Source organism: Stutzerimonas frequens (genome assembly GCF_024448335.1).
GTDB classification, from domain to species: Bacteria; Pseudomonadota; Gammaproteobacteria; order Pseudomonadales; family Pseudomonadaceae; genus Stutzerimonas; species Stutzerimonas frequens.
This window is the reverse complement of sequence record NZ_JAMOHM010000009.1, coordinates 39,086-59,269: the sequence shown is the minus strand read 5'-3', so window position 1 is coordinate 59,269 and position 20,184 is coordinate 39,086. Positions and strand designations below refer to the sequence as shown.

Below are 20,184 nucleotides of genomic sequence, written 5' to 3'. Positions count from 1 at the left end.
GCAGAGCGGTTAGTTAGCGTCTTCGAGAATTCGGAAGAATACCGTTTCCAAGGAGACGGCCGGCTGAAGGGCGAGCAAATGCCCGCTGGTGTTATTCAGCTGAGCGATAAATTCAGGCAGCCTGGACTGCTCCATCTCGCATTCGTACTCCCCGGGGCGCAAAACGGTACAGCCTGCAGTGAGCGGGAGGTCAGCTTGATACCGGATGATGAAATGACCAGCCCGCTCCGCAGCAAGCTCTCGAGGAGAGCGGACCGTCAGTAACTGGCCTTTATTTATGAAACCGAAGCGATCAGCGATTCGCTCGACGTCGTGCAGTACATGCGACGTAAAGAAAATCGCGCCGCCCTGTTTTTTGTACTCGTTGAGAATGTCGACCACATCTTTGCGACCCACGGGATCCAATCCCGACAGTGGCTCGTCGAGAATCAACAGTCGCGGCTCCACAGCCATCGCGTGGGCCAGGGCAGTCCGCTGTACGTTGCCTTTGGAGAGCTGGCGAATCCGTCGCTTCGCGTACTCTGCAATGGAGAATCGCTCGAGCCATTGGATGCACCAGGCATCGGCGTCACTGCGCTTGATGCCGTACATGGACAAGCCCATGCGCAGAATTTCCAATGGGGTGAACTGATCGTACAGGGCTGGTGCTTCGGGTACGTACGCCAAGCCCTGACGTGCTTCAGCACGATGAGCGTCGATCCCGTACAGCCTCACCTGGCCCTGATAGTCGTTGATGATGTCCAGCATGATCTTGATCGTGGTGGATTTGCCTGCACCATTGGGGCCCACAAAACCGAACACTTCGCCTTCGCACAAGCTAAAGCTCACGTCGCGAACGGCCTGTACCTGTTTGCCTTTCGTCCTGAAGGTATGGCTGACACCCTTAAACTCAACGGCAGCGCTCAAGGCTGTTCCTCCAGTCCGGCAATCTTCAGTTTCTTCAACTCGATGCGACCATTGCGCACCTCGTAGCCGAGTCGCAAAGGGTCGATGGGCAGATCGGTGATAATGCCCTGGCTGATCAACTGCTGCAGGTCGGTCAGAGGGCCTTGCTCGGCCTCATATCGGCGTTGCGCCTCGCGTAGATAGATCAAACCCTGCAAACGGATGACGCGCTTGTCCAGCATGTCGCGCAATTTCGGATCGGTAGCGCTGTCGCGCTGCTGGACAAGGTAATTCAAAGCCAAGCGTTCGTCGGCAAATTGTTCGGCGCGCAGCATTACCGCCAGTTTCCGCATAGCGGCGGCGTTCTGTGTCGAGCGTTGGGCGCCAATCTCCAGCACTCGCGCGGCCTCTTCATTGTCGTGCTGGAAAAAAGAGAGATTGATGCCATAAAAGAACGGCGGGAATTCATCCCAGAATCGGCATTTGACGGCCGCGCGCAGCACCGCATTACCCTGCTGCACAGCGCCGCCCCAAGTGAGGAGGCCGTTGGCCAGATAGTAATTGTCTTCATGGCAGGGGTTGAGACGCGCCACCTCGCGCTGGGCGCGAACCAAGTAATCGGTGTCCACGCCACGATCATCCATGCCTGTGGCGGATAGACGCATCGTTTCCAAGTCGGCGGCGAGGTAGCGATCGCCGCCGCTCAGCGCGACCAGCAGCGGTGCGGGAATTACTACGCGATCGGCGACGGCATGTGACATCAACCGCACCGGCTGCTGGGCGCGCCATGCGACGATAGCAGCGAAAAGAACAAAACACAGCAGGGCGAACGGTAGAGCGAGACGCGTGCACATAATTATGAAAAACGCTTGCGTTGCAGGGCCCAAACCGCGATACCTAAAAAACCAGCTGTGTAGGTTAGGTTCGCCAGCACAAGCCACGGCCAATCTGCTGGCAGGAATTCCATTCTACCGTAGAGCGCAATCATGCGCACATCAAGTACGCTCAAATCCGGCAACAGATAGCTAAGGAGGCCGAGGCTGGAGCGATAGTTTTCGGCATCGCTTACTACAGCGGAATTACGGGTCAGAAGTTCTAAGATTGTGCCGAACGAGCGGGCTACGAGTGTGAAACCGAAGGTGCCAATCAAAACGAAACTTGACGTGGTTGCAACTACAGCAAGCAGCGCTGCGACGGCCGTTAGTACTAGCAGGTCAAGGCCAATAAAGCCGATAGTTATTATAAAGGGGGCGCCTAGCAAAACCGGCGTGCCTTGCGAGTAGCTTTTTTCGATTAGCCAGGTCAACAATGCCAGCGTCCCGGCAAGCACCAGCAGAAGTACGAGGAGAAGTAGGGCTGCTGCGAGTAAGCGACCTAACAAAATTTTGTGCCGTGTGTGTGGGTAAGAAAGGGTGTTGAGAAAATAGCGACGTTCAAACTCTTTTGAAAGAAGCTCTTGAGTGATCAGCGCGAGCGCTAATGGCAACAGCAAGCGAATTACCGATAGCCCAATATCCATTGCAACTGTGGAGGGTTGTCGGCCGCTGAATTGCGCGGAGAGTAGCACGGATAAGGCCAGTATCAGCAAGCAACAGGCTGCCAGCAAAATAACGTGGGAGCGAAAAGCGAGGCGGAGACCCGTTAGGGCGATAGAGAATATTTGCATTAGCTTTTTCGGGTTAAGACAAATATGCCGTCGGAGGGAATTTAGCTAGATAAGAAAACAAACTATCTGCCTTTGCTGGATGCTATTAAGTTTATCGCATTTCGTGCATCCGCGAGCGCCGTTGCATCATTGGCTCTGATTTTGAAGTCATAGTATTTTGGAATGGCGATGCTTAAGAGAAGGGAAAGTATGCCTGTGACAATGAGTGTTTCTATTAAGGTGAATCCCGGTGTATAAGAAGTTCTATGTGTTTTATGTATTTGACGGGAAAAGGGGTAAGCCCCCTTTTCCGGTCGTGCGCTTAAAGAAGAGCGAAAGGCAGCCATAGGAATGTTCCTTAAGCTCTTGCAGCTATACGAGTTACTTTACCGCAGCTTCGAGAGGGCTTGCACTATCGCAGTAGGCTGCGAGGCTTTTTGCGGCGACACTGCCACCGCCGGTTGTTGCGAATGCCGCCTTGCCAAAGTTTTGAGACTCGAAAGTGCTATCGGTGTCTTTACAGCTCGAGTCGTTCCATACAGAATTTCCGTCTTCGTCTTTGTCTACGACGGCGCATTTTATAGTTTCTATCTTTCGGCTGCCTGCTTTATGGCAGGTGGCTACCTTGATTACATTGTTGGCTTTTTGGCATGAGTAAGCGCCAAAAACATTGCTGGAAAGATTGATGGTTACGTCTTGGGCTAGGAGTTCGCACCCGGCAGCGTCTGCAGTAATTGGGGTCCCGGATTTGATCTCTGCAGCGTAACTATTTGCGGCAAAAAGAGTGGATGCTAGGGCCAAGCAGGTCAGAATTTTTTTCATTTCTTAGGCTCCAAATTAAAGCTGGGCAGCTGCCAGTACGCTGATCGAGTTTTTAGCGTCAGCTGTGGCGACAGTATCGTTCGATTTGGCACGATATTCGTTGAATTGTGGGATGGCGATAGCGGCTAGAATACCGATGATCGCTACCACGATCATGAGTTCGATCAGCGTGAAACCTTTTTGCTTTTTGATGGACTTCATGGAAAAGCTCCTTTGTTGGTGAGGTCGTTGGACCTGGTGAGGTAGCAGCACCTTTTGTGCCAGCTGATGAGGGTAGACCTGCGCTGTGCTGTGGGTTGTGATATGGCTCACCTTATTATTGGTCCTTTCGAAAGCTCCATTGGTAGTCGAGGCCTGACGCTGTGTGGCGTGGAGCGATTTTGGGCTGTGCTTTAAAGGTTTTCCCTTTTTATATAACCCAGGTCATTCGGGTGGATTGGTTTGCGCCGAGGGGCTAGTGCCCTTTCCGTCCTCATGTGACAAAAAATGCCACCTCGTTCGTCCCGGTTTGGCTTGGTGCGGAAACTGCGTTATAAGGCGGCGGTCCTTCCGCCTACGACAGAACTCACCCGATGAACGAAAATGCGCCCCTCGGCGGTCTGGCCCGCCAGCTGGTTCTTACCGGCCAGCTCGACGAAAAAATCGCACAGCAGGCCCAGCAGCAAGCCTTGCGTAACCAAGTGCCTTTGGTGACTTGGTTGGTGCAGAACAAGCTGGTCAAAAGTCGGGTGCTTGTCGATATCGCCGGTGAGCAGTTTGGTGTTCCGTTCTTTGATCTGGGGGCGCTGGACAAAGAAACCCAGCCGAAGGAACTGGTCAGCGAGAAGCTGGTGCGCCAGCACCGAGCTCTGCCGTTGCAGCGACGAGGCAACAAGCTTTATGTGGCGGTGTCCGATCCAACCAATCATCAGGCGATCAGTGATATTCAGTTCAATACGGGGCTTTCCGTTGAGGCTGTGCTGGTTGAGGACGACAAGCTCGGTGAGGCCATCGAAAAGTTCTTCGAGTCGGCGACCTCGTCCCTCGAAGGATTGAACGATTCCGAGTTGGATGGCTTGGATATCGAAGTGGCCGGTGACGCCAAGGAGGACGATGCGGCGCATAACGAAGCCGATGATGCGCCAGTGGTGCGGTTTGTTAACAAGATGCTGCTCGATGCGATCAAGGGTGGTTCGTCCGATTTGCACTTCGAGCCATATGAAAAGAGCTATCGGGTGCGCTTTCGTACGGACGGCATGTTGCACGAGGTTGCCCGCCCGCCGGTCCAGTTGGTCAGCCGTATCTCAGCGCGTCTGAAAGTAATGGCCAGTCTGGATATCGCCGAGCGGCGCAAGCCGCAGGACGGGCGGATCAAGATGAAGGTCTCGAGCACCAAGTCGATCGATTTTCGCGTGAATACGCTACCCACCCTGTGGGGCGAGAAGATTGTTATGCGAATCTTGGATTCTTCCAGTGCCAAGATGGGTATTGATGCGCTGGGGTATGAGGATGACCAGAAGGAGCTCTATCTAAGCGCGCTGAAGCAGCCGCAAGGGATGATTCTGGTTACCGGCCCGACAGGCTCGGGCAAGACTGTCTCGCTTTATACCGGCCTGAATATTCTCAATACGGTCGATGTGAATATCTCCACTGCGGAGGATCCGGTAGAGATCAATTTGGAAGGTATCAATCAGGTCAACGTAAATCCGAAGCAGGGCATGGACTTTGCGCAGGCGCTTCGAGCGTTCCTGCGCCAGGATCCGGACATCATCATGGTGGGTGAGATTCGAGATCTCGAAACCGCCGAGATTGCCATCAAGGCAGCGCAGACCGGGCACATGGTGATGTCGACTCTGCATACCAATAGTGCTGCGGAAACGCTTACGCGCTTGCGCAACATGGGGGTGCCGGCATTCAACATTGCCACATCAGTCAACCTGATCATTGCTCAGCGGCTGGCTCGTAAGCTGTGCCCCAGCTGCAAACAAGAGGTCGATGTGCCGCGAGATGTTCTGCTCAGCGAAGGATTTCCTGAAGCGCGAATCGGTTCCTTCAAGCTTTACGGGCCGGTGGGGTGCGATAGCTGCAAGGGAGGCTACAAGGGGCGTGTCGGTATTTATGAAGTGGTTAAAATCACGCCGGCCCTGCAGCGGCTTATCATGGAAGAAGGCAATTCCATCGATATCGCCTTGCAGGCGCGTAAAGATGGGTTCAATGACCTGCGCACTTCGGGTCTGGTCAAGGCCATGAACGGCGTCACCAGCCTGGAAGAAGTCAACCGCGTGACCAAGGATTAACCATGGCGGAAAAAGCGTTGAAAACCAGTGTGTTCACCTGGGAAGGCACCGACAGAAAAGGTGGCAAGGTCAAGGGGGAGCTGGCAGGCCAGAGCCCGGCACTGATCAAGGCGCAGCTCCGCAAGCAGGGTATCAATCCGCTGAAGGTTCGCAAGAAGGCCGTTTCCTTGTTCGGGGCGGGCAAGAAAATCAAGCCGATGGACATCGCACTGTTCACTCGGCAGATGGCCACCATGATGAAGGCGGGCGTGCCGCTGCTGCAATCGTTCGACATCATTGGCGAGGGCTTCGATAACCCAAACATGCGCAAGCTGGTCGATGAGATCAAGCAAGAAGTGGCGGCAGGCAACAGCTTTGCTGGCTCGCTGCGTAAGAAGCCGCAATATTTCGATGACCTGTATTGCAATTTGGTCGAGTCTGGAGAGCAGTCCGGTGCGCTCGAAACGCTGCTGGACCGTGTTGCAACCTACAAGGAAAAAACCGAGGCGCTGAAGGCCAAGATCAAGAAGGCGATGACCTATCCGATTGCGGTTATCGTGGTGGCAATCATCGTATCGGCGATTCTCTTGATTAAGGTAGTTCCGCAGTTCGAGAGCGTATTCCAAGGCTTCGGCGCGGAACTTCCAGCGTTTACCATGATGGTGGTGCAGTTGTCACGTTGGCTGCAGGAGTGGTGGTACATCGTATTCTTTGCGTTGTTCATTGCCGCCTTTTTGTTCAAGCATGCATATAAACGGTCGGAAAAGTTTCGTGACTCTCTTGATCGCCTTTTGCTCAAGCTGCCGATCGTTGGTGACATTCTCTACAAGTCCGTAGTTGCGCGATATGCTCGCACATTGTCCACGACATTCGCGGCTGGTGTGCCCTTGGTTGATGCGTTGGACTCAGTGGCAGGTGCCACGGGCAACGTCGTGTTCCGCAATGCAGTAGCGAAGATCCGTACGGACGTATCGTCTGGTGTGCAGCTCAATTTCTCCATGCGCACGACCGGCATTTTTCCCACCATGGCTATTCAAATGACCGCTATCGGCGAGGAGTCCGGTGCGTTGGACGAGATGCTCGACAAACTGGCCAGTTTCTATGAGGCGGAGGTCGATAACATGGTGGATAACCTGACGACCCTGATGGAACCGCTGATCATGGCCGTGCTCGGGGTTCTGGTCGGTGGCTTGATCATCGCGATGTATCTGCCGATCTTCCAGTTGGGTAGTGTGGTCGGATAAGTAATGATCTACGAACTGATGGCCAGCCATGTGCTGGCCTTTGTTTTGTCTGCAGCTGTGCTCGGCCTGCTGGTTGGCAGTTTCCTTAACGTCCTCATCTACCGGTTGCCGGTGATGATGCAGCGCGAATGGCGGGTGCAGGCGAGAGAATTTCTTGAGCTGCCATGCGAACCGGTCGGCGAACGATTCAACCTGTTGCTACCGAATTCGCGCTGTCCGCATTGCGCTCATCGAATCCGCGCATGGGAAAACGTTCCGCTGATCAGTTGGCTGTTGTTGCGTGGCAAGTGTTCCTCCTGCCAGGCGCCGATCAGTTGTCGTTACCCGTTGGTGGAGCTGGCATGCGGTGTGCTCTCCGGGTATGTGGCGTGGCATTTCGGCTTTTCCTGGCAGGCCGCCATGATGCTGCTGCTGACCTGGGGCCTGCTGGCGATGAGCATGATTGATGTCGATCATCAGTTGTTGCCTGACTCGCTCGTACTACCCTTGTTGTGGCTGGGGTTGATCGTTAACCACTTCGGCTTGTTCACCTCCCTGGAAAGCGCTGTGTGGGGGGCGGTGGCGGGCTATCTGAGTCTTTGGTCGGTGTACTGGCTTTTCAAGCTCGCCACCGGCAAAGAGGGCATGGGCTACGGCGACTTCAAGCTGTTGGCGATGCTTGGGGCCTGGGGTGGCTGGCAGGTGTTGCCGCTTACCATCCTGTTGTCGTCAGTGGTCGGAGCGGTGCTAGGTTCCATTCTTTTGAAGGTTCAGCGTGCAGAAAGCGGCACGCCCATTCCCTTTGGCCCTTATCTGGCGATCGCTGGGTGGATCGCGCTTCTCTGGGGTGAAAGGATCACCGAGAGCTATCTGCAATTCGCCCGCTTCTGATTTGACGCCGCGGTTTGTGGGTGGCGGGATCGCCCGCCGCTTGCCGCAGCATGCGCATCTGTTCAAGGCTTGCACTTCAGCCATCGAGTGGTTACTACTGCGCGTCCTGTTCTCGCTCGGGTATAACTGACGATGAAGCCTTGGATTCTCGGATTGACTGGTGGTATCGGCAGCGGCAAGAGCGCGGTGGCCGAGCAGTTTGCCAGTCTCGGTGTGCATATGGTCGATGCCGATCAGGCCGCGCGCTGGGTCGTTGAGCCTGGGCGGCCGGCTTTGCTGCAAATCGCCCAGCACTTCGGCGACGTCGTTCTGTTACCCACCGGTGAGTTGAATCGCGCCGCGTTGCGTGAGCGGATATTTGCCGATCCGGCAGAGCGGCAGTGGCTTGAGCGGCTTCTGCACCCGTTGATACGCAGCGAGATAGCCGACCACCTCGCTCGGGCAGATTCACCCTATGCCATCATGGTTTCGCCTCTGCTGATTGAGTCAGGGCAGTACCGCACCGTTGATCGCGTATTGGTCGTGGATGTGCCGGAAGTGCTGCAGATCGCGCGTACCGTCGCACGTGATCAGGCAAGCGAAGAGCAGGTGCGTGCCATCCTGAAAGTGCAGGCTGCGCGTGAAGAGCGTTTGCGGCACGCTGATGACGTGCTGGTGAATGATCGTGATCTTAGCTGGCTCCGCTCCGAGGTTGAGCGCCTGCATCATTTTTATCTGCAGTTGAGAGGAGGTCGGGAATGACTGCGACCGTGGTTGAGTGTCCTACCTGCAAGGCGCCGGTGGAGTGGGGTGAGCAGAGTCCCTATAGGCCCTTCTGCTCCGAGCGTTGCAAGCTAATCGATCTGGGGGCTTGGGCTTCGGAGGAGCATGCCATTGCGGGTAATGAACTGGAAGATGAGCTGTTCTCGGGCGATCTGCCCGGGCGCCAGCATTGACCTTGCTGCAGGGCGTACTCCTCGTTACTTCTCATCCTTCCAGGGCGCCTGCAGGTAGCGGCTCTGGTTGAAGCTTTCCAGCCAGTCGGGATAGAAGACGACAAGTGCAGTCACGGCCGTGCCATTGATAAAGGCCTCGGGGAACATCACCAGCCAGATGTAGCCGGCAAAGTCTTCCAGCCAGGGCGGCATCGGGAAGCGACCGTCGAGCAGAAGTATGCCTAGCGAGGCCAGGATGCATGCCAGCGCTGCTAGCGCGGCCGGGAAGAACCCTGCGAAGAAGATGTAAACGAAAAGATTGCGCGGCTGCGCCCGCTCGACCAGCCGTGCGCATATCACGGTTACCGCTACCGGGATCAGCACCAGCAGCACGCCGTTGATTCCTAGCGCGGCAAGGTGTTGGTGTCCGGTAAGCGCAAGGCCAAGCTGTGCGGCCAAGGCGGCGATGATTGCCAGTGGCCAATCCAGCAGCAGGGTTACGGCGGTCAGGCCTATGAAATGAAATGAAAGCCCGGAATCGAAATCGCGCCGAACCAACCAGAGTAGAAATATGGCGAGCATTGCGCCGAACAGCAGGTGCTGCCGGCGTGTGTCGCTAAACAATTCGACCCAAGGTGCGCGCCATGCAGCCCAGAGGAGGGCGCATGCATAGATCAGCCAGCCGGTGAGCAGGCTTGATGGGGCGAGCAGGTGGGCGGCAATCATCCAGGTGATCCTTTGCTTCGTATCGAGTCCGCTGCGGTTCAGGGGGCTGGATTGGGTTGTTCGACATGGATGGCTTCGATGTGCTCTATCACTTCGTCCGGTAGCCGGATCGTCGAGCTGCGAAGGTTTGAGTCGAGCTGCTCGAGCGAAGTCGCGCCGATGATGTTGCTGGTTACGAAAGGTTGCGCCGTAACGAAGGCGAGCGCCATCTGGGCTGGATCCAGTCCATACTCGCGCGCCAATGCGACATATTTCGAGCAGGCGGTTCGGGCTTGAGGATTGCTGTAGCGGGCAAAGCGCTGAAAGCGGGTGATGCGTGCATCTGCTGGTTGAGCACCATGTTCGTACTTGCCGCTCAGCATGCCGAAAGCGAGGGGGGAGTAGGCAAGCAGGCCACAGTGCTCGCGAATGCTGATCTCTGCCAGCCCTATCTCATAGCTGCGGTTCAGCAGGTTGTAAGGGTTTTGAATCGAAACTGCGCGAGGCAAGCCGCGCGCCTCGGCCACTTGCAAGTATTTCATCGCTCCCCACGGGGTTTCGTTGGACAGCCCTACGTGGCGAATCCTGCCTGCTTTCACTTCCTGGTCAAGCGCGTCCAGTACTTCTTCGAGCGGTGTGAAGTCTGACTCTTGATGCTGGTAACCCAGCTGGCCGAAAAAGTTGGTGTTGCGCTCCGGCCAATGCAGTTGGTACAGGTCGATCCAGTCTGTCCGAAGCCGGCGTAAGCTGTTGTCCAGCGCGGTGCGGATATGATCGCGATTGAATTTCAGGTGGCCGTCACGGATGTGGCTGATGCCGTTTCCCGGGCCGGCGATCTTGCTGGCGATGATCCAGTCGGCCCGGTTTCCCCGATTCCTGAAGTAGTTGCCGATATAGCACTCGGTGCGTCCACTGGTATCGGGTCGTGGCGGCACCGGATACATTTCGGCGGTGTCCAGAAAGTTGATTCCGGCCGCCTGTGCCCGGTCGAGCTGTGCATGGGCATCGGCCTCGGTATTCTGCTCTCCCCAGGTCATGGTGCCTAGGCAGAGCGAGCTCACCTTCAAGTCAGTGCGGCCAAGTGGGCGTCGCTGCATGGGTTGCCTCGTGAGGATCGTGCTCGTTTCGGAAGCTTATCGGAGATCGCGCGGTGTTGCGTAAGTTGTGCCAGCGACAGTGACGTCATATCAAGGGCTGAGCTGCTCCAGGCGAGCTTGGCAGGTCCCTCGGCGTAGCGCCTGGCCTTGGCCCTAGAAAAGTGGACCCCTGCGAGCAGGCGGCGGTGCTCAAGGTAAAAGTCGGTTGCTATTTTTCCGGTTATCAGGATAATTCCGCAGCCTGTCGCCGGGGATGCCTAGCCTGTCGACGCAACACCGAGGTGGGGGATGCCTAGCCCACCGAACCATTGCCGTGGCGGACGCGCTGACCCGAGCCCCCGACAGCGTCTGTTTCCGGCTGCCTTGGCCTTGCCAGGGCGAGCACCATTCAGTAAGATTCGCCGTCTTATTTTCAGGGCGGCCCCTGAGGCTATAACGAATGAAGACATTTACTGCTAAACCGGAAACCGTCAAGCGCGACTGGTTCGTCGTCGACGCTGCCGGCCAGACCCTGGGTCGTCTGGCAACCGAAATCGCTAGCCGTCTGCGCGGCAAGCACAAGGCGGAATACACCCCTCACGTCGATACTGGCGATTACATCGTCGTTATCAATGCTGAGCAAGTGCGTGTCACTGGTGCCAAGACCACCGACAAGATGTACTACTCTCACTCCGGTTTCCCGGGTGGCATCAAGTCGATCAACTTCGAGAAGCTGATCGCTAGGGCGCCTGAGCGTGTGATCGAGACTGCGGTAAAAGGCATGCTGCCGAAGAATCCGCTGGGTCGCGACATGTATCGTAAGCTGAAGGTTTACAAGGGTGCTAACCACCCGCATACCGCTCAGCAGCCCCAAGAACTGAAGATTTAACGGAATAGTTCATTATGTCGGCGACTCAAAATTACGGCACTGGCCGTCGCAAGACTGCAACCGCGCGCGTTTTCCTGCGCCCGGGTACTGGCAAGATCTCCATCAACAACCGTGAGCTGGACAACTTCTTTGGTCGCGAAACTGCGCGCATGGTTGTTCGTCAGCCGCTGGAGCTGACCGAGACTGTCGAGAAGTTCGATATCTATGTCACCGTGCTTGGCGGTGGTGTAAGTGGTCAGGCTGGCGCCATCCGTCACGGTATCACCCGTGCTCTGATCTCTTACGACGAAAGTCTCCGCAGCCCGCTGCGCAAGGCTGGCTTCGTTACTCGCGATGCCCGTGAGGTGGAGCGTAAGAAGGTCGGTCTGCGCAAAGCGCGCAAGCGTCCGCAGTACTCCAAGCGCTAATTCGCGCTGTTCAAAAGAAGCGCCCAGTCTCCTTCAGGAGCTGGGCGTTTTTTTTGCCTTCCTACTACTGGTGCGACAGCGTGTCGCGCGCCGAAAGCCCTGATTTGGCTGCGTTGCAGAGGCATTGTGACAGGCTATTACCTTGTCATAAGGAGGCCTTTTCTTTACCATTTGGCGAATTTTTCGCGGCCCAATTTTACGTGGTACATGCCTGCTCCTGAGCAGGCCATAAGAAGCTGATGGGAGACGACTGAATGAGCAATGACGGCGTGAATGCAGGCCGGCGTCGCTTCCTTGTGGCCGCCACTTCGGTGGTGGGTGCTGCAGGAGCGGTAGGTGCTGCGGTCCCGTTCGTGGGATCGTGGTTCCCTAGTGCCAAGGCCAAGGCTGCCGGTGCGCCGGTAAGGGTAAATATCAGCAAGATCGAGCCGGGGCAGCAGATGGTCGCCGAGTGGCGCGGTCAGCCGGTATTTATCGTGCGTCGAACCGAGGAGATTCTTGCGAATCTGGAAAAGGTTGCCCCACAGGTGGCCGATCCCGAGTCCAAGGCTTCTGATCAGCCCGCATACGTTGATCCGAAGAACCGCGCCATCAAGCCGGAGCTTCTGGTTGTTGTGGGGCTTTGTACCCACCTGGGTTGTGCACCGTCTTTCCGCCCCGAGGTGGCTGCAGCCGATCTCGGTGCTGATTGGTTGGGCGGTTATTTCTGCCCTTGTCACGGCTCGAAGTACGATATGGCCGGGCGCGTCTATAAGGCGCAGCCAGCTCCCTTGAACCTGCCGGTGCCCCCGCACTCGTACGAGACCGATAATGTGATCATCATCGGTGTGGACCAGGAGAACGCCTGATGAGCAAGTTCATGGAATGGGTTGACGCCCGCTTCCCCGCCACCAAGATGTGGGAAGACCATCTTTCTAAGTACTACGCCCCCAAGAACTTCAACGTCTTGTACTTCTTCGGTTCGCTGGCGCTGCTGGTGCTGGTCAATCAGATCCTGACTGGTATCTGGCTGACCATGAGCTTCGAGCCGTCGGCCGAGGGCGCCTTTGCCTCCGTCGAATACATCATGCGTGATGTCGAGTACGGCTGGATCATCCGCTACCTGCATTCGACCGGTGCTTCGGCGTTCTTCGTCGTGGTCTATCTGCACATGTTCCGTGGTCTGCTCTATGGTTCCTACCAGAAGCCGCGCGAGCTGGTATGGATCTTCGGCATGATGATCTACCTGGCGCTGATGGCTGAGGCCTTCATGGGCTATCTGCTGCCGTGGGGTCAGATGTCCTACTGGGGCGCCCAGGTGATCATTTCGCTGTTCGGTGCCATTCCGGTCATCGGCGACGATCTGACTCAGTGGATCCGCGGTGATTACCTGATCTCCGGTATCACGCTGAACCGCTTCTTCGCCTTGCATGTGATCGCCCTGCCAATCGTGATTCTGGGCCTGGTGGTGTTGCACATTCTGGCGTTGCACGAAGTCGGTTCGAACAACCCGATGGGCGTGGACATCAAGAAGACCAAGGACGAGGCTGGAGTGCCGCTGGACGGTATTCCGTTCCACCCGTACTACACCGTGAAAGACATCGTTGGTGTGGTGGTGTTCCTGTTCGTCTTCTGCGCTGTCGTGTTCTTCTTCCCGGAGATGGGCGGTTACTTCCTGGAGAAGCCGAACTTCGAAGTGGCCAATGCGTTCAAGACTCCGGAACACATCGCGCCAGTTTGGTATTTCACGCCCTTCTACGCGATTCTGCGCGCGGTACCGGACAAGCTGCTCGGTGTCATCGCCATGGGCGCGGCCATCGCTGTTCTGTTCGTTCTGCCTTGGCTCGACCGTAGTCCGGTCAAGTCCATGAAGTACAAGGGCTGGATGAGCAAGATCGCGCTGCTGGCGTTCTGCATCTCCTTCATCATTCTCGGTGTGCTGGGCGTTCTCGCTCCGACGCCTGAGCGTACTCTGGTGTCGCGGATCTGTACTGCTATCTACTTTGGATACTTCATCCTGATGCCGTTCTACACCAAGCTCGAGAAGACCAAAGTGGTTCCGCAAAGGGTGGATGGCTGATGAAAAAGCAATTTGCTGCATTGATTCTTGCAATTCTGCCGGCCTTCACCTTCGCGGCGGGCCCGTCGGTTCATCTGGACAAGGTCGAAATAGACCTGACCGACAAGGCTGCCATGCAAGATGGTTTGAAGACATTCGCAAACTACTGCATGGGCTGTCACAGCGCCCAGTATCAACGCTATGAGCGTGTGGCCACCGATCTTGGCATCCCAGAAGAAGTGATGATGGAGAACATCGTCTTCACCGATGCCAAGTTTGGCGATCACATGAAGATCGGCATGAAGCCTGAAGATGCCAAGGTCTGGTTTGGTGCTGCTCCGCCGGACCTGACCCTGGTGGCTCGTGTGCGTGGCAACGACTGGCTGTACTCCTACATGCGCAGCTTCTATGAAGATCCGGCGCGGCCTTATGGCGTCAACAACACGGTGTTCCCCAACGTGGGTATGCCGCACGTGCTGGCTCCGCTACAAGGGCGTCGTGTAGTGGGCTGCAAGCAGGTGCAGGTTGTCGAGGATGGTCGCAAGCAGTTCGACCCCCTGACTGGTACGCCGATTACCGAAGAAGCTTGTGATCAGATGGTTGTAGAGCCTGGTACCGGTTCGCTTACCGAGGCTGAGTACGACGAGAAGATCAAGAACCTGGTGACCTTCCTGGCCTATTCGGCCAATCCGGTCAAGCTGGAGAGCCAGCGCATCGGTACCTACGTACTGTTGTTCCTGGCGGTGTTCTTCGTGTTTGCCTACCTGCTCAAGCGCGAGTACTGGAAAGACATTCACTAAGCAGCTTTGCTGCCATCGCTGTATCCTGCGCGCGCCCTATGGGCGCGCGTGTTTTTTCTGCCTCCAGATAATTGAGTGAGGAAGGACCTATGGCTGCAACCAACCGGTTGAGCTGCTACTCCGATCCCGCCGACCATTACTGCCACCGAGTTCGTCTCGTACTTGCCGAAAAGGGTGTCGGCGTTGAGATTCTTGACGTCAAGCCCGGTCAGTGTCCTGAAAAGCTGGTTGAGGTGAATCCCTACGCCAGTGTCCCGACCCTCGTCGACCGGGATCTCGCTCTGTATGAGCCGGGGGTCATCCTGGAGTATCTGGAGGAGCGTTATCCGCATCCGCCGCTGCTGCCGGTTTATCCCGTCGCCAGAGCCAATACCCGATTGCTGGTGCATCGCATCCAGCGAGACTGGTGCAGTCTGGTCGACCGCATTCTCGATGCCCGTGTACCCGAGTCGCAGCGTGCGCAGGCTCGCAAGGAGCTGCGTGAAAGCCTGACGGGGGTCTCTCCGGTCTTTGCCGAAATGCCTTACTTCATGAGCGACGAGCTCAGCCTAGTCGACTGCTGCCTGTTGCCTATCCTCTGGCGTTTGCCCAGACTCGGGGTTGATTTGCCGCGAGCGGCCAAGCCGCTGCTCGATTACATGGAGCGCAATTTTGCTCGCGAGGCCTTTCAGGCCAGTCTTTCCGCCGCCGAGCGCAACATGCGCTGAGAGAGGATGCCGTCATGAATTCGAGCCGACCCTATCTGGTAAGAGCGCTCTATGAGTGGATCGTCGACAACGACTGTACGCCCCACCTTCTGGTCAACGTCGATTATCCAGGGGTTCGGGTGCCCCCCGGATTCGCCAGCGACGGACAGATTGTCCTGAACGTTGCGCCAAGTGCCGTGCGGCATCTGCACATGGATAACGAGGTGATCACCTTCGAAGGGCGCTTCGGTGGCGTGGCCCATTCGCTCAATGTGCCGTCTGCCGCGGTGATGGCTATCTACGCCAGGGAGAACGGGCAGGGAATGGTCTTCGAGATCGAGCCAACCCCGCCTGATGGTGGCGGCGCTGGGGAGGGTGCTGCTGGCGAAGGTGGCGCTCCTCGCCCTGGCCCGCGACCTAGCTTGAAGGTCGTCAAATAAGCGATGGGGAAGCCCGGTCGGCATTTGCCGTCCGGGCGTAAGGCTGATCAATCGATGTATTCGAACAGCTTGACGATCCGCTGAACGCCCGAGACGCCTTGCACAAGATTGGTGGCGCGATTGCCTTCCTGGCGGGTCACCAGGCCAAGCAGGTAAACGATGCCGTTCTCGGTGATGACCTTGATCCGGGAACCGGGCACGCTATTGTCGGCAAGCATCTGCGCCTTGATCTTGGTCGTGAGCCATGAGTCGTTGCTGCGGGCCAGTGCGGATGAGGGCTGCAGGACCTGCAGTTCGTTGTGAACGCGCTTGACCCGCTGTACCTGGCTGGCAGCCTGCTCGGCCATTTGCTTCAGTTCTGCTCGTGGGGTTTGCCCTGCCAGCAAGACCACGCCATTGTAGCTGGCGACGACGATGTGGGACGCCTGGTCCAGATCCGGGTGCGCCTTGGCGATGTTTACCGAGGCCTTGGTTTCGATCAGTGAGTCGTCGATCTTGCTGCCGATTGTACGGGTGCCACGGTCGTCGGCTATCGGCTCGTCACGGGTGGCGGTCAACACCGAGCTGCAACCGCTGATGGTCAGGCACAGCCCTAGCGTGATGGCGCACAGGCGAAACAGGTTCATTCCTCACTCCCGAACAGTTGATTGTCGATCAGATCGCAGAGGCAATGGATAGCTAGCAGATGGACTTCCTGGATGCGCGCCGTGACTTTGGCTGGCACGCGAATTTCGACGTCCTCTGGCAACAGCAGCGAGGCCATGCCGCCCCCGTCTCGGCCGGTTAGCGCAACGACGGTCATCTCCCGGTCATGGGCGGCCTGGATGGCCTGGATGACGTTGGCGGAATTGCCGCTGGTGGAGATGGCGAGCAGTACGTCGCCTGGTTGCCCCAGTGCGCGGATTTGCTTGGAAAAGACTTCGTTATAGCTGTAATCGTTGGCGATCGAGGTAATCGTCGAGCTGTCGGTCGTGAGTGCGATTGCCGGCAGGCTTGGGCGCTCACGCTCGAAGCGGTTCAGTAGCTCGGACGAAAAATGTTGCGCATCGCCGGCCGAGCCGCCGTTGCCGCAGGTGAGTATCTTGCCTTCGCTCAGCAGGGCGTTGACCATGACTTGGCCGGCTTGCTCGATGCTGGGTGCGAGCACATCCATTGCCTGCTTCTTGGTATCGATGCTGGCCTGGAAGAGCTGGCGGATTCGGGTTTGCATGTCCATCGGTGGTTGACCTTCAGTGTGCGTGCCCGGCGATTGCGGGCGACGCGCTTGCGGTTCTCGGAGCTGATCGGCTAGGTGTGGCGAAATTGCGTTATTGCCGCTCAGCTATCAAACGCGTTACGGATCCAGTTCAGGTCCTGTGTCTGGCCTGCTGGTGCGATGGCGATCACGTCAAAACGGCAGGGATTGCGGGCCCAGCGGCTTTCGTTTTGCAGAAACAGCTGGGCGGTCTTGATCAACTTCTGCTGTTTGCGCGCGTCGACGCTTTCCAGGGCGCCACCCCAGGCGGCATGCCGCCTGTAGCGGACCTCGACAAATACTACTGTATCGCCGTCGAGCATGACCAGATCAAGCTCGCCGCTGCGGCAGGACCAATTGCGCGCGAGCAGGCGAAGCCCACTGTTGCAGAGGTGCCGCAATGCGAGTGTTTCGGCAGAGCGTCCGCTGCTCTGGGCGTCGCTCATAGTGGCTGGCTATCCAGGCGCTCGACCTTGCCGTCGCGAAACTGGGCCCACGGTAACTGCCGCTCTATGCGTTGATCGCCATTCAGTTGCAGCACGCCGGAAAGTCCGTCGAGCTGCGTATCGGGTAGAGCCAATAGTTGGTTCAGCCGAGGTGCAAGCAGATATGCATCGGCTCCCATGGCGTACAGCCTGCCCAGGCTACCGCCTGCCTGCGGCCACTTTTGCTCGACCTCCTGGCGTAACGGCAGCTGCTCGTCCAGCAGCCAGGGTGTTTCGGCAAAACGAATGCCCTCGAGGTCAAGATACTGGGTGCGGTTCTGGCTGGCCGAATGCAGGTGGGATGTCGCATAGATCGGCAGGTCGCCGGCGTACTGGAAGATCAGCGTGGGCCTTACCTGCTGCGCCTGTTGCGGGGTGGCCGCGAGGAAAATGAAGTCTACGTCCTGGCGACGGGTGGGGCGGCTGTCGGCCGACGCATCCAGTGTGCCCTCTACGCGGCGTGCGCGCTCTTCGCTATTGCGCAGCTGCAGCAGGTCGGCGATCTGATTGGCCAGTTGGACCGGCTCGGCCAGTGGTTCGGCCGCGACCAGAGTCCCTCCAGCCTCCTGCCAGCTGTGGCGGAATGCCTCTAGGATGCGATTGCCCCACTCGCCGCGCGGTGCCAGTGCGATAGCCCGGCGATGTCCGTCAGCCCAGGCGCGTCGGGCCACCTCGCGGGCTTCGTCTTCCGCAGCGAGGCCGAACTGGAACAGCTGGGGCGGCGTTTGTTGTCCGGCATCGCTGTAGTTGAGTGCCAGCGTGGTGATCGGTAGCTGGTCTCGTTCGGCGAGTTGGCGTACCAGATCCTTCTCAAGGGGCCCGACCACAAGTTGCACCCCGGCTGCCTGAGCCTGACGGTAAAAGTCGTCGACGGAGCTGATGCGGGTGCTGTCGTACAGCTCGATGCGCAGTTCCTGGCCGGCCTGCTGGGCGTGCAGGTGTGCCGCGAGGAAGCCATCGCGCAGCGCGCGGGCGACGCTAGCCAGCTGGCCGTCCATTGGTAGCAGTAGCGCCACGTGGGTCAGTGGCTGGTCTGCCAGTTCGCGCAGTTTCTGCAAGGGCTCTGGTAGCTGTCGTGCAGCCGGATGCTGCGGATTCTGTGCAACCCAGTCGTCGATTGCTCGCTGTTGTTGAGCGACCGTGCCGGCACGCTTCAGCGATAACGCGAGAGTCTGCCAGCCTGCTAGGTCGGTGTCGGTGTCGGTGCTCGCAGCGCTCTGTAGCTGAGTCTCGGGCAGGGCGGAAACCAGCTCCCAGATGGTTTCATGGTTCGCCTGGGCCTGCTTGCCGCTCAGCAGTGGTGCGGTGAAGACTCGCTCGCGAGCAGCTGCTATTGGCTTGCCGTTAGCCTCCAGAGCCTGGGCGCGTGCCAGTTGGCTGCGCACCTGCTGCTCGACGGGAAGCTCGGCAAGGCGCTCGAAGGCGGGGTGTTGGAAAGCCTGCTCGGCCTTCTGTGGCTCGCTGGCGGCCAAGGCAAGCTCTGCCTGAAGCGTGAGGGCGAATATCTGTAGCGCGGGCTTGAGGGTTTCCAGCTGAACCTGCTCAAGAATGCTGCGAGCCTGGGCGGCATTACCCTGCCGCAGGCTCTGATCTGCCGCCGCCAGGCGCAGTTGGGCAGCCAGTTCGGGATCGCTCTGGTCTGCTTTGCTCAGCAGTTGCTGAGTGGTCGCCTGCGGAGTGCGCGGTAGTTCGCCTAGCGTGGAGGAGGGAGTGCTCGAACATGCCGCAAGGACGGCGGCGAGACAGAGGAAGAAAAAGGGGCGTAAGCAGGCCATTGGTATGTCGTTCCTGGGTGCGCTGGCGGGTGTTGGCGGATTGTACCCAAGCACCGAAGCGGTCGCGATGTTGCGGCGGCGAATCGGGCTACAATGCGCATTTCCGTGACAGAGGTAAGCCCTGTGACTGCCAGCGATGGTATGAATTCCGGCATGGGTACGCTTTATGTCGTAGCCACACCGATCGGCAATCTGGAGGACATCGGTGCTCGTGCGTTGCGAGTGTTGCGTGAAGTGGCGTTGATTGCTGCGGAAGATACTCGGCATTCGTCGCGTTTGCTGGCGCACTTCGGGATCCAGACGCCGCTGGCTGCCTGCCACGAGCATAACGAGCGCGATGAAGGGGGGCGCTTCATCGGGCGGCTGCGGGCGGGGGAAGACGTAGCGTTGATATCGGATGCGGGTACGCCGCTGATTTCTGACCCGGGTTATCACCTGGTGCGTCAGGCTCGTGCGGCCGGCGTTGCTGTGGTTCCGGTTCCCGGGGCGTGCGCACTGATTGCGGCTCTTTCGGCTGCGGGGTTGCCTTCGGATCGCTTCGTTTTCGAGGGGTTCCTGCCGGCCAAGGCTGTCGCGCGTCGTGCGCGGCTGGAGGCGCTTAAAGAGGAACCTCGGACCTTGATCTTCTACGAGGCTCCGCATCGTATTCTCGAGTCGCTCTGCGATTTCGAGGCCGTGTTCGGCGAGGCCCGCCCTGCTGTGCTCGGGCGGGAGTTGACGAAGACATTCGAGACGCTGAAGGGGTTGCCGCTGGGGCAGCTGCGTAGCTGGGTCGAGGCCGACAGCAATCAGCAGCGTGGTGAATGCGTACTGTTGGTCGAGGGCTGGCAGGCGCCGCAGGGCGAGGAAGCTGTCAGCGCCGATGCGTTGCGTATTCTGGATCTTCTTCTCGCCGAAATGCCGTTGAAGCGGGCCGCGGCGATCGCTGCGGAAATCACTGGGGTGCGCAAGAACCTCCTCTATCAGGCGGCATTGGAGCGCAAGTAATCGACGCTTCGGGCAGATAGCTGTCGC

The 20,184-nt window shown here is 57.9% G+C and carries 25 protein-coding genes; 13 read left to right on the top strand and 12 right to left on the bottom strand.

Annotated features, from left to right (window positions below; all coding sequences use genetic code 11):
• Positions 1–9 precede the first annotated feature (9 nt).
• The 6 genes from NAO55_RS13640 to NAO55_RS20915 form a co-directional block, all read right to left on the bottom strand.
• Positions 10–906 carry an ABC transporter ATP-binding protein gene (locus tag NAO55_RS13640; protein ID WP_102840582.1) on the bottom strand — a complete coding sequence of 299 codons (897 nt, stop codon included), beginning with the start codon at positions 904–906 and terminating at the stop codon, positions 10–12.
• Positions 903–1,646 carry a hypothetical protein gene (locus NAO55_RS13635; protein WP_232244584.1) on the bottom strand — a complete coding sequence of 248 codons (744 nt, stop codon included), beginning with the start codon at positions 1,644–1,646 and terminating at the stop codon, positions 903–905. Before NAO55_RS13635 ends, NAO55_RS13640 begins: the two co-directional genes overlap by 4 nt.
• 95 nt (positions 1,647–1,741) lie before the next feature.
• Positions 1,742–2,551 (bottom strand): ABC transporter permease subunit, encoded by an 810-nt coding sequence (locus NAO55_RS13630; RefSeq protein ID WP_146030731.1) that lies wholly within the window; start codon positions 2,549–2,551, stop codon positions 1,742–1,744.
• A 62-nt stretch (positions 2,552–2,613) separates the two neighbouring features.
• A complete protein-coding gene (locus tag NAO55_RS20985; protein WP_102840583.1) occupies positions 2,614–2,877 on the bottom strand; it encodes a type II secretion system protein in 264 nt (87 codons plus the stop codon).
• Positions 2,878–2,911: 34 nt separating this feature from the next.
• Positions 2,912–3,352 (bottom strand): hypothetical protein, encoded by a 441-nt coding sequence (locus tag NAO55_RS13625; RefSeq protein ID WP_146030732.1) that lies wholly within the window; start codon positions 3,350–3,352, stop codon positions 2,912–2,914.
• Positions 3,353–3,367: 15 nt separating this feature from the next.
• Positions 3,368–3,553: a type IV pilin protein gene (locus tag NAO55_RS20915; protein ID WP_054093589.1), complete on the bottom strand. Its 186-nt coding sequence runs from the start codon at positions 3,551–3,553 to the stop codon at positions 3,368–3,370.
• Positions 3,554–3,924: 371 nt separating this feature from the next.
• Here NAO55_RS20915 and pilB point away from each other — a divergent pair, with 371 nt between their 5' ends.
• The 5 genes from pilB to yacG all read left to right on the top strand — a co-directional run bounded on the left by pilB (position 3,925) and on the right by yacG (position 8,656).
• Positions 3,925–5,628: a type IV-A pilus assembly ATPase PilB gene (pilB, locus tag NAO55_RS13615; RefSeq protein ID WP_102840585.1), complete on the top strand. Its 1,704-nt coding sequence runs from the start codon at positions 3,925–3,927 to the stop codon at positions 5,626–5,628.
• A gap of 2 nt (positions 5,629–5,630) precedes the next feature.
• Positions 5,631–6,851 carry a type II secretion system F family protein gene (locus NAO55_RS13610; protein WP_063544459.1) on the top strand — a complete coding sequence of 407 codons (1,221 nt, stop codon included), beginning with the start codon at positions 5,631–5,633 and terminating at the stop codon, positions 6,849–6,851.
• Between the two features lie 3 nt (positions 6,852–6,854).
• Complete coding sequence (locus tag NAO55_RS13605) at positions 6,855–7,721, top strand: prepilin peptidase (protein ID WP_102840586.1); 867 nt, start codon at positions 6,855–6,857, stop codon at positions 7,719–7,721.
• A 132-nt stretch (positions 7,722–7,853) separates the two neighbouring features.
• Positions 7,854–8,462: a dephospho-CoA kinase gene (coaE, locus tag NAO55_RS13600; RefSeq protein ID WP_102840587.1), complete on the top strand. Its 609-nt coding sequence runs from the start codon at positions 7,854–7,856 to the stop codon at positions 8,460–8,462.
• Positions 8,459–8,656 (top strand): DNA gyrase inhibitor YacG, encoded by a 198-nt coding sequence (gene yacG / locus NAO55_RS13595; RefSeq protein WP_102840588.1) that lies wholly within the window; start codon positions 8,459–8,461, stop codon positions 8,654–8,656. Before coaE ends, yacG begins: the two co-directional genes overlap by 4 nt.
• A 24-nt stretch (positions 8,657–8,680) precedes the next feature.
• On the opposite strand, the gene NAO55_RS13590 is transcribed toward yacG, so the two are convergent.
• On the bottom strand, positions 8,681–9,361 hold the full coding sequence (locus NAO55_RS13590) for an energy-coupling factor ABC transporter permease (protein ID WP_102840589.1): 681 nt from the start codon (positions 9,359–9,361) through the stop codon (positions 8,681–8,683).
• A 38-nt stretch (positions 9,362–9,399) separates the two neighbouring features.
• A complete protein-coding gene (locus tag NAO55_RS13585) occupies positions 9,400–10,437 on the bottom strand; it encodes an NADP(H)-dependent aldo-keto reductase (protein ID WP_102840590.1) in 1,038 nt (345 codons plus the stop codon).
• Positions 10,438–10,876: 439 nt separating this feature from the next.
• Here NAO55_RS13585 and rplM point away from each other — a divergent pair, with 439 nt between their 5' ends.
• The 7 genes from rplM (at position 10,877) to NAO55_RS13550 (ending at position 15,676) form a co-directional block, all read left to right on the top strand.
• Positions 10,877–11,305: a 50S ribosomal protein L13 gene (gene rplM / locus NAO55_RS13580; RefSeq protein ID WP_063544471.1), complete on the top strand. Its 429-nt coding sequence runs from the start codon at positions 10,877–10,879 to the stop codon at positions 11,303–11,305.
• A 14-nt stretch (positions 11,306–11,319) separates the two neighbouring features.
• The gene (gene rpsI / locus NAO55_RS13575) at positions 11,320–11,712 is read left to right on the top strand and encodes a 30S ribosomal protein S9 (RefSeq protein ID WP_013981948.1); all 393 of its coding nucleotides are present in this window, start codon (positions 11,320–11,322) and stop codon (positions 11,710–11,712) included.
• Positions 11,713–11,966: 254 nt separating this feature from the next.
• Positions 11,967–12,560, top strand: a complete 594-nt coding sequence (petA, locus tag NAO55_RS13570; RefSeq protein WP_063544473.1) for a ubiquinol-cytochrome c reductase iron-sulfur subunit — start codon at positions 11,967–11,969, stop codon at positions 12,558–12,560.
• On the top strand, positions 12,560–13,771 hold the full coding sequence (locus tag NAO55_RS13565) for a cytochrome b (protein WP_063544475.1): 1,212 nt from the start codon (positions 12,560–12,562) through the stop codon (positions 13,769–13,771). The genes petA and NAO55_RS13565 overlap by 1 nt, the downstream gene beginning before the upstream one ends.
• Entirely contained in the window at positions 13,771–14,550 is a 780-nt protein-coding gene (locus NAO55_RS13560; protein WP_102840591.1) for a cytochrome c1, read from the top strand. The genes NAO55_RS13565 and NAO55_RS13560 overlap by 1 nt, the downstream gene beginning before the upstream one ends.
• An 89-nt stretch (positions 14,551–14,639) precedes the next feature.
• Positions 14,640–15,257: a glutathione S-transferase N-terminal domain-containing protein gene (locus NAO55_RS13555; protein WP_102840592.1), complete on the top strand. Its 618-nt coding sequence runs from the start codon at positions 14,640–14,642 to the stop codon at positions 15,255–15,257.
• 14 nt (positions 15,258–15,271) lie between these two features.
• Complete coding sequence (locus NAO55_RS13550; protein WP_102840593.1) at positions 15,272–15,676, top strand: ClpXP protease specificity-enhancing factor; 405 nt, start codon at positions 15,272–15,274, stop codon at positions 15,674–15,676.
• Positions 15,677–15,723: 47 nt separating this feature from the next.
• Here NAO55_RS13550 and NAO55_RS13545 read toward each other — a convergent pair whose 3' ends face one another.
• From NAO55_RS13545 to NAO55_RS13530, 4 genes are all read right to left on the bottom strand, one after another.
• Positions 15,724–16,302, bottom strand: coding sequence for a BON domain-containing protein (locus NAO55_RS13545; protein WP_063544483.1), 579 nt, complete (start codon positions 16,300–16,302; stop codon positions 15,724–15,726).
• A complete protein-coding gene (locus NAO55_RS13540; protein WP_063544485.1) occupies positions 16,299–16,892 on the bottom strand; it encodes a phosphoheptose isomerase in 594 nt (197 codons plus the stop codon). The genes NAO55_RS13545 and NAO55_RS13540 overlap by 4 nt, the downstream gene beginning before the upstream one ends.
• 101 nt (positions 16,893–16,993) lie before the next feature.
• A complete protein-coding gene (locus tag NAO55_RS13535) occupies positions 16,994–17,356 on the bottom strand; it encodes a YraN family protein (RefSeq protein ID WP_063544487.1) in 363 nt (120 codons plus the stop codon).
• Complete coding sequence (locus NAO55_RS13530) at positions 17,353–19,170, bottom strand: penicillin-binding protein activator (RefSeq protein WP_102840594.1); 1,818 nt, start codon at positions 19,168–19,170, stop codon at positions 17,353–17,355. The genes NAO55_RS13535 and NAO55_RS13530 overlap by 4 nt, the downstream gene beginning before the upstream one ends.
• A gap of 123 nt (positions 19,171–19,293) precedes the next feature.
• Between NAO55_RS13530 and rsmI the strand changes: the two genes are divergently transcribed.
• A complete protein-coding gene (gene rsmI / locus NAO55_RS13525) occupies positions 19,294–20,157 on the top strand; it encodes a 16S rRNA (cytidine(1402)-2'-O)-methyltransferase (RefSeq protein ID WP_063544491.1) in 864 nt (287 codons plus the stop codon).
• Positions 20,158–20,184 lie beyond the last annotated feature (27 nt).

Bases quoted from the DNA above. Each gene is read 5' to 3' on its own strand.
- yacG (WP_102840588.1), top strand. From the start codon at position 8,459: ATGACTGCGACCGTGGTTGAGTGTCCTACCTGCAAGGCGCCGGTGGAG.
- rplM (WP_063544471.1), top strand. From the start codon at position 10,877: ATGAAGACATTTACTGCTAAACCGGAAACCGTCAAGCGCGACTGGTTC.
- pilB (WP_102840585.1), top strand. From the start codon at position 3,925: ATGAACGAAAATGCGCCCCTCGGCGGTCTGGCCCGCCAGCTGGTTCTT.
- NAO55_RS13610 (WP_063544459.1), top strand. From the start codon at position 5,631: ATGGCGGAAAAAGCGTTGAAAACCAGTGTGTTCACCTGGGAAGGCACC.
- NAO55_RS13585 (WP_102840590.1), bottom strand. From the start codon at position 10,437: ATGCAGCGACGCCCACTTGGCCGCACTGACTTGAAGGTGAGCTCGCTC.
- NAO55_RS13590 (WP_102840589.1), bottom strand. From the start codon at position 9,361: ATGATTGCCGCCCACCTGCTCGCCCCATCAAGCCTGCTCACCGGCTGG.
- NAO55_RS20985 (WP_102840583.1), bottom strand. From the start codon at position 2,877: ATGGCTGCCTTTCGCTCTTCTTTAAGCGCACGACCGGAAAAGGGGGCT.
- NAO55_RS13565 (WP_063544475.1), top strand. From the start codon at position 12,560: ATGAGCAAGTTCATGGAATGGGTTGACGCCCGCTTCCCCGCCACCAAG.
- NAO55_RS13630 (WP_146030731.1), bottom strand. From the start codon at position 2,551: ATGCAAATATTCTCTATCGCCCTAACGGGTCTCCGCCTCGCTTTTCGC.
- NAO55_RS20915 (WP_054093589.1), bottom strand. From the start codon at position 3,553: ATGAAGTCCATCAAAAAGCAAAAAGGTTTCACGCTGATCGAACTCATG.
- NAO55_RS13625 (WP_146030732.1), bottom strand. From the start codon at position 3,352: ATGAAAAAAATTCTGACCTGCTTGGCCCTAGCATCCACTCTTTTTGCC.
- NAO55_RS13635 (WP_232244584.1), bottom strand. From the start codon at position 1,646: ATGTCACATGCCGTCGCCGATCGCGTAGTAATTCCCGCACCGCTGCTG.
- NAO55_RS13530 (WP_102840594.1), bottom strand. From the start codon at position 19,170: ATGGCCTGCTTACGCCCCTTTTTCTTCCTCTGTCTCGCCGCCGTCCTT.
- NAO55_RS13540 (WP_063544485.1), bottom strand. From the start codon at position 16,892: ATGGACATGCAAACCCGAATCCGCCAGCTCTTCCAGGCCAGCATCGAT.
- rpsI (WP_013981948.1), top strand. From the start codon at position 11,320: ATGTCGGCGACTCAAAATTACGGCACTGGCCGTCGCAAGACTGCAACC.
- NAO55_RS13545 (WP_063544483.1), bottom strand. From the start codon at position 16,302: ATGAACCTGTTTCGCCTGTGCGCCATCACGCTAGGGCTGTGCCTGACC.
- NAO55_RS13605 (WP_102840586.1), top strand. From the start codon at position 6,855: ATGATCTACGAACTGATGGCCAGCCATGTGCTGGCCTTTGTTTTGTCT.
- NAO55_RS13555 (WP_102840592.1), top strand. From the start codon at position 14,640: ATGGCTGCAACCAACCGGTTGAGCTGCTACTCCGATCCCGCCGACCAT.
- NAO55_RS13550 (WP_102840593.1), top strand. From the start codon at position 15,272: ATGAATTCGAGCCGACCCTATCTGGTAAGAGCGCTCTATGAGTGGATC.
- NAO55_RS13535 (WP_063544487.1), bottom strand. From the start codon at position 17,356: ATGAGCGACGCCCAGAGCAGCGGACGCTCTGCCGAAACACTCGCATTG.
- petA (WP_063544473.1), top strand. From the start codon at position 11,967: ATGAGCAATGACGGCGTGAATGCAGGCCGGCGTCGCTTCCTTGTGGCC.
- NAO55_RS13560 (WP_102840591.1), top strand. From the start codon at position 13,771: ATGAAAAAGCAATTTGCTGCATTGATTCTTGCAATTCTGCCGGCCTTC.
- coaE (WP_102840587.1), top strand. From the start codon at position 7,854: ATGAAGCCTTGGATTCTCGGATTGACTGGTGGTATCGGCAGCGGCAAG.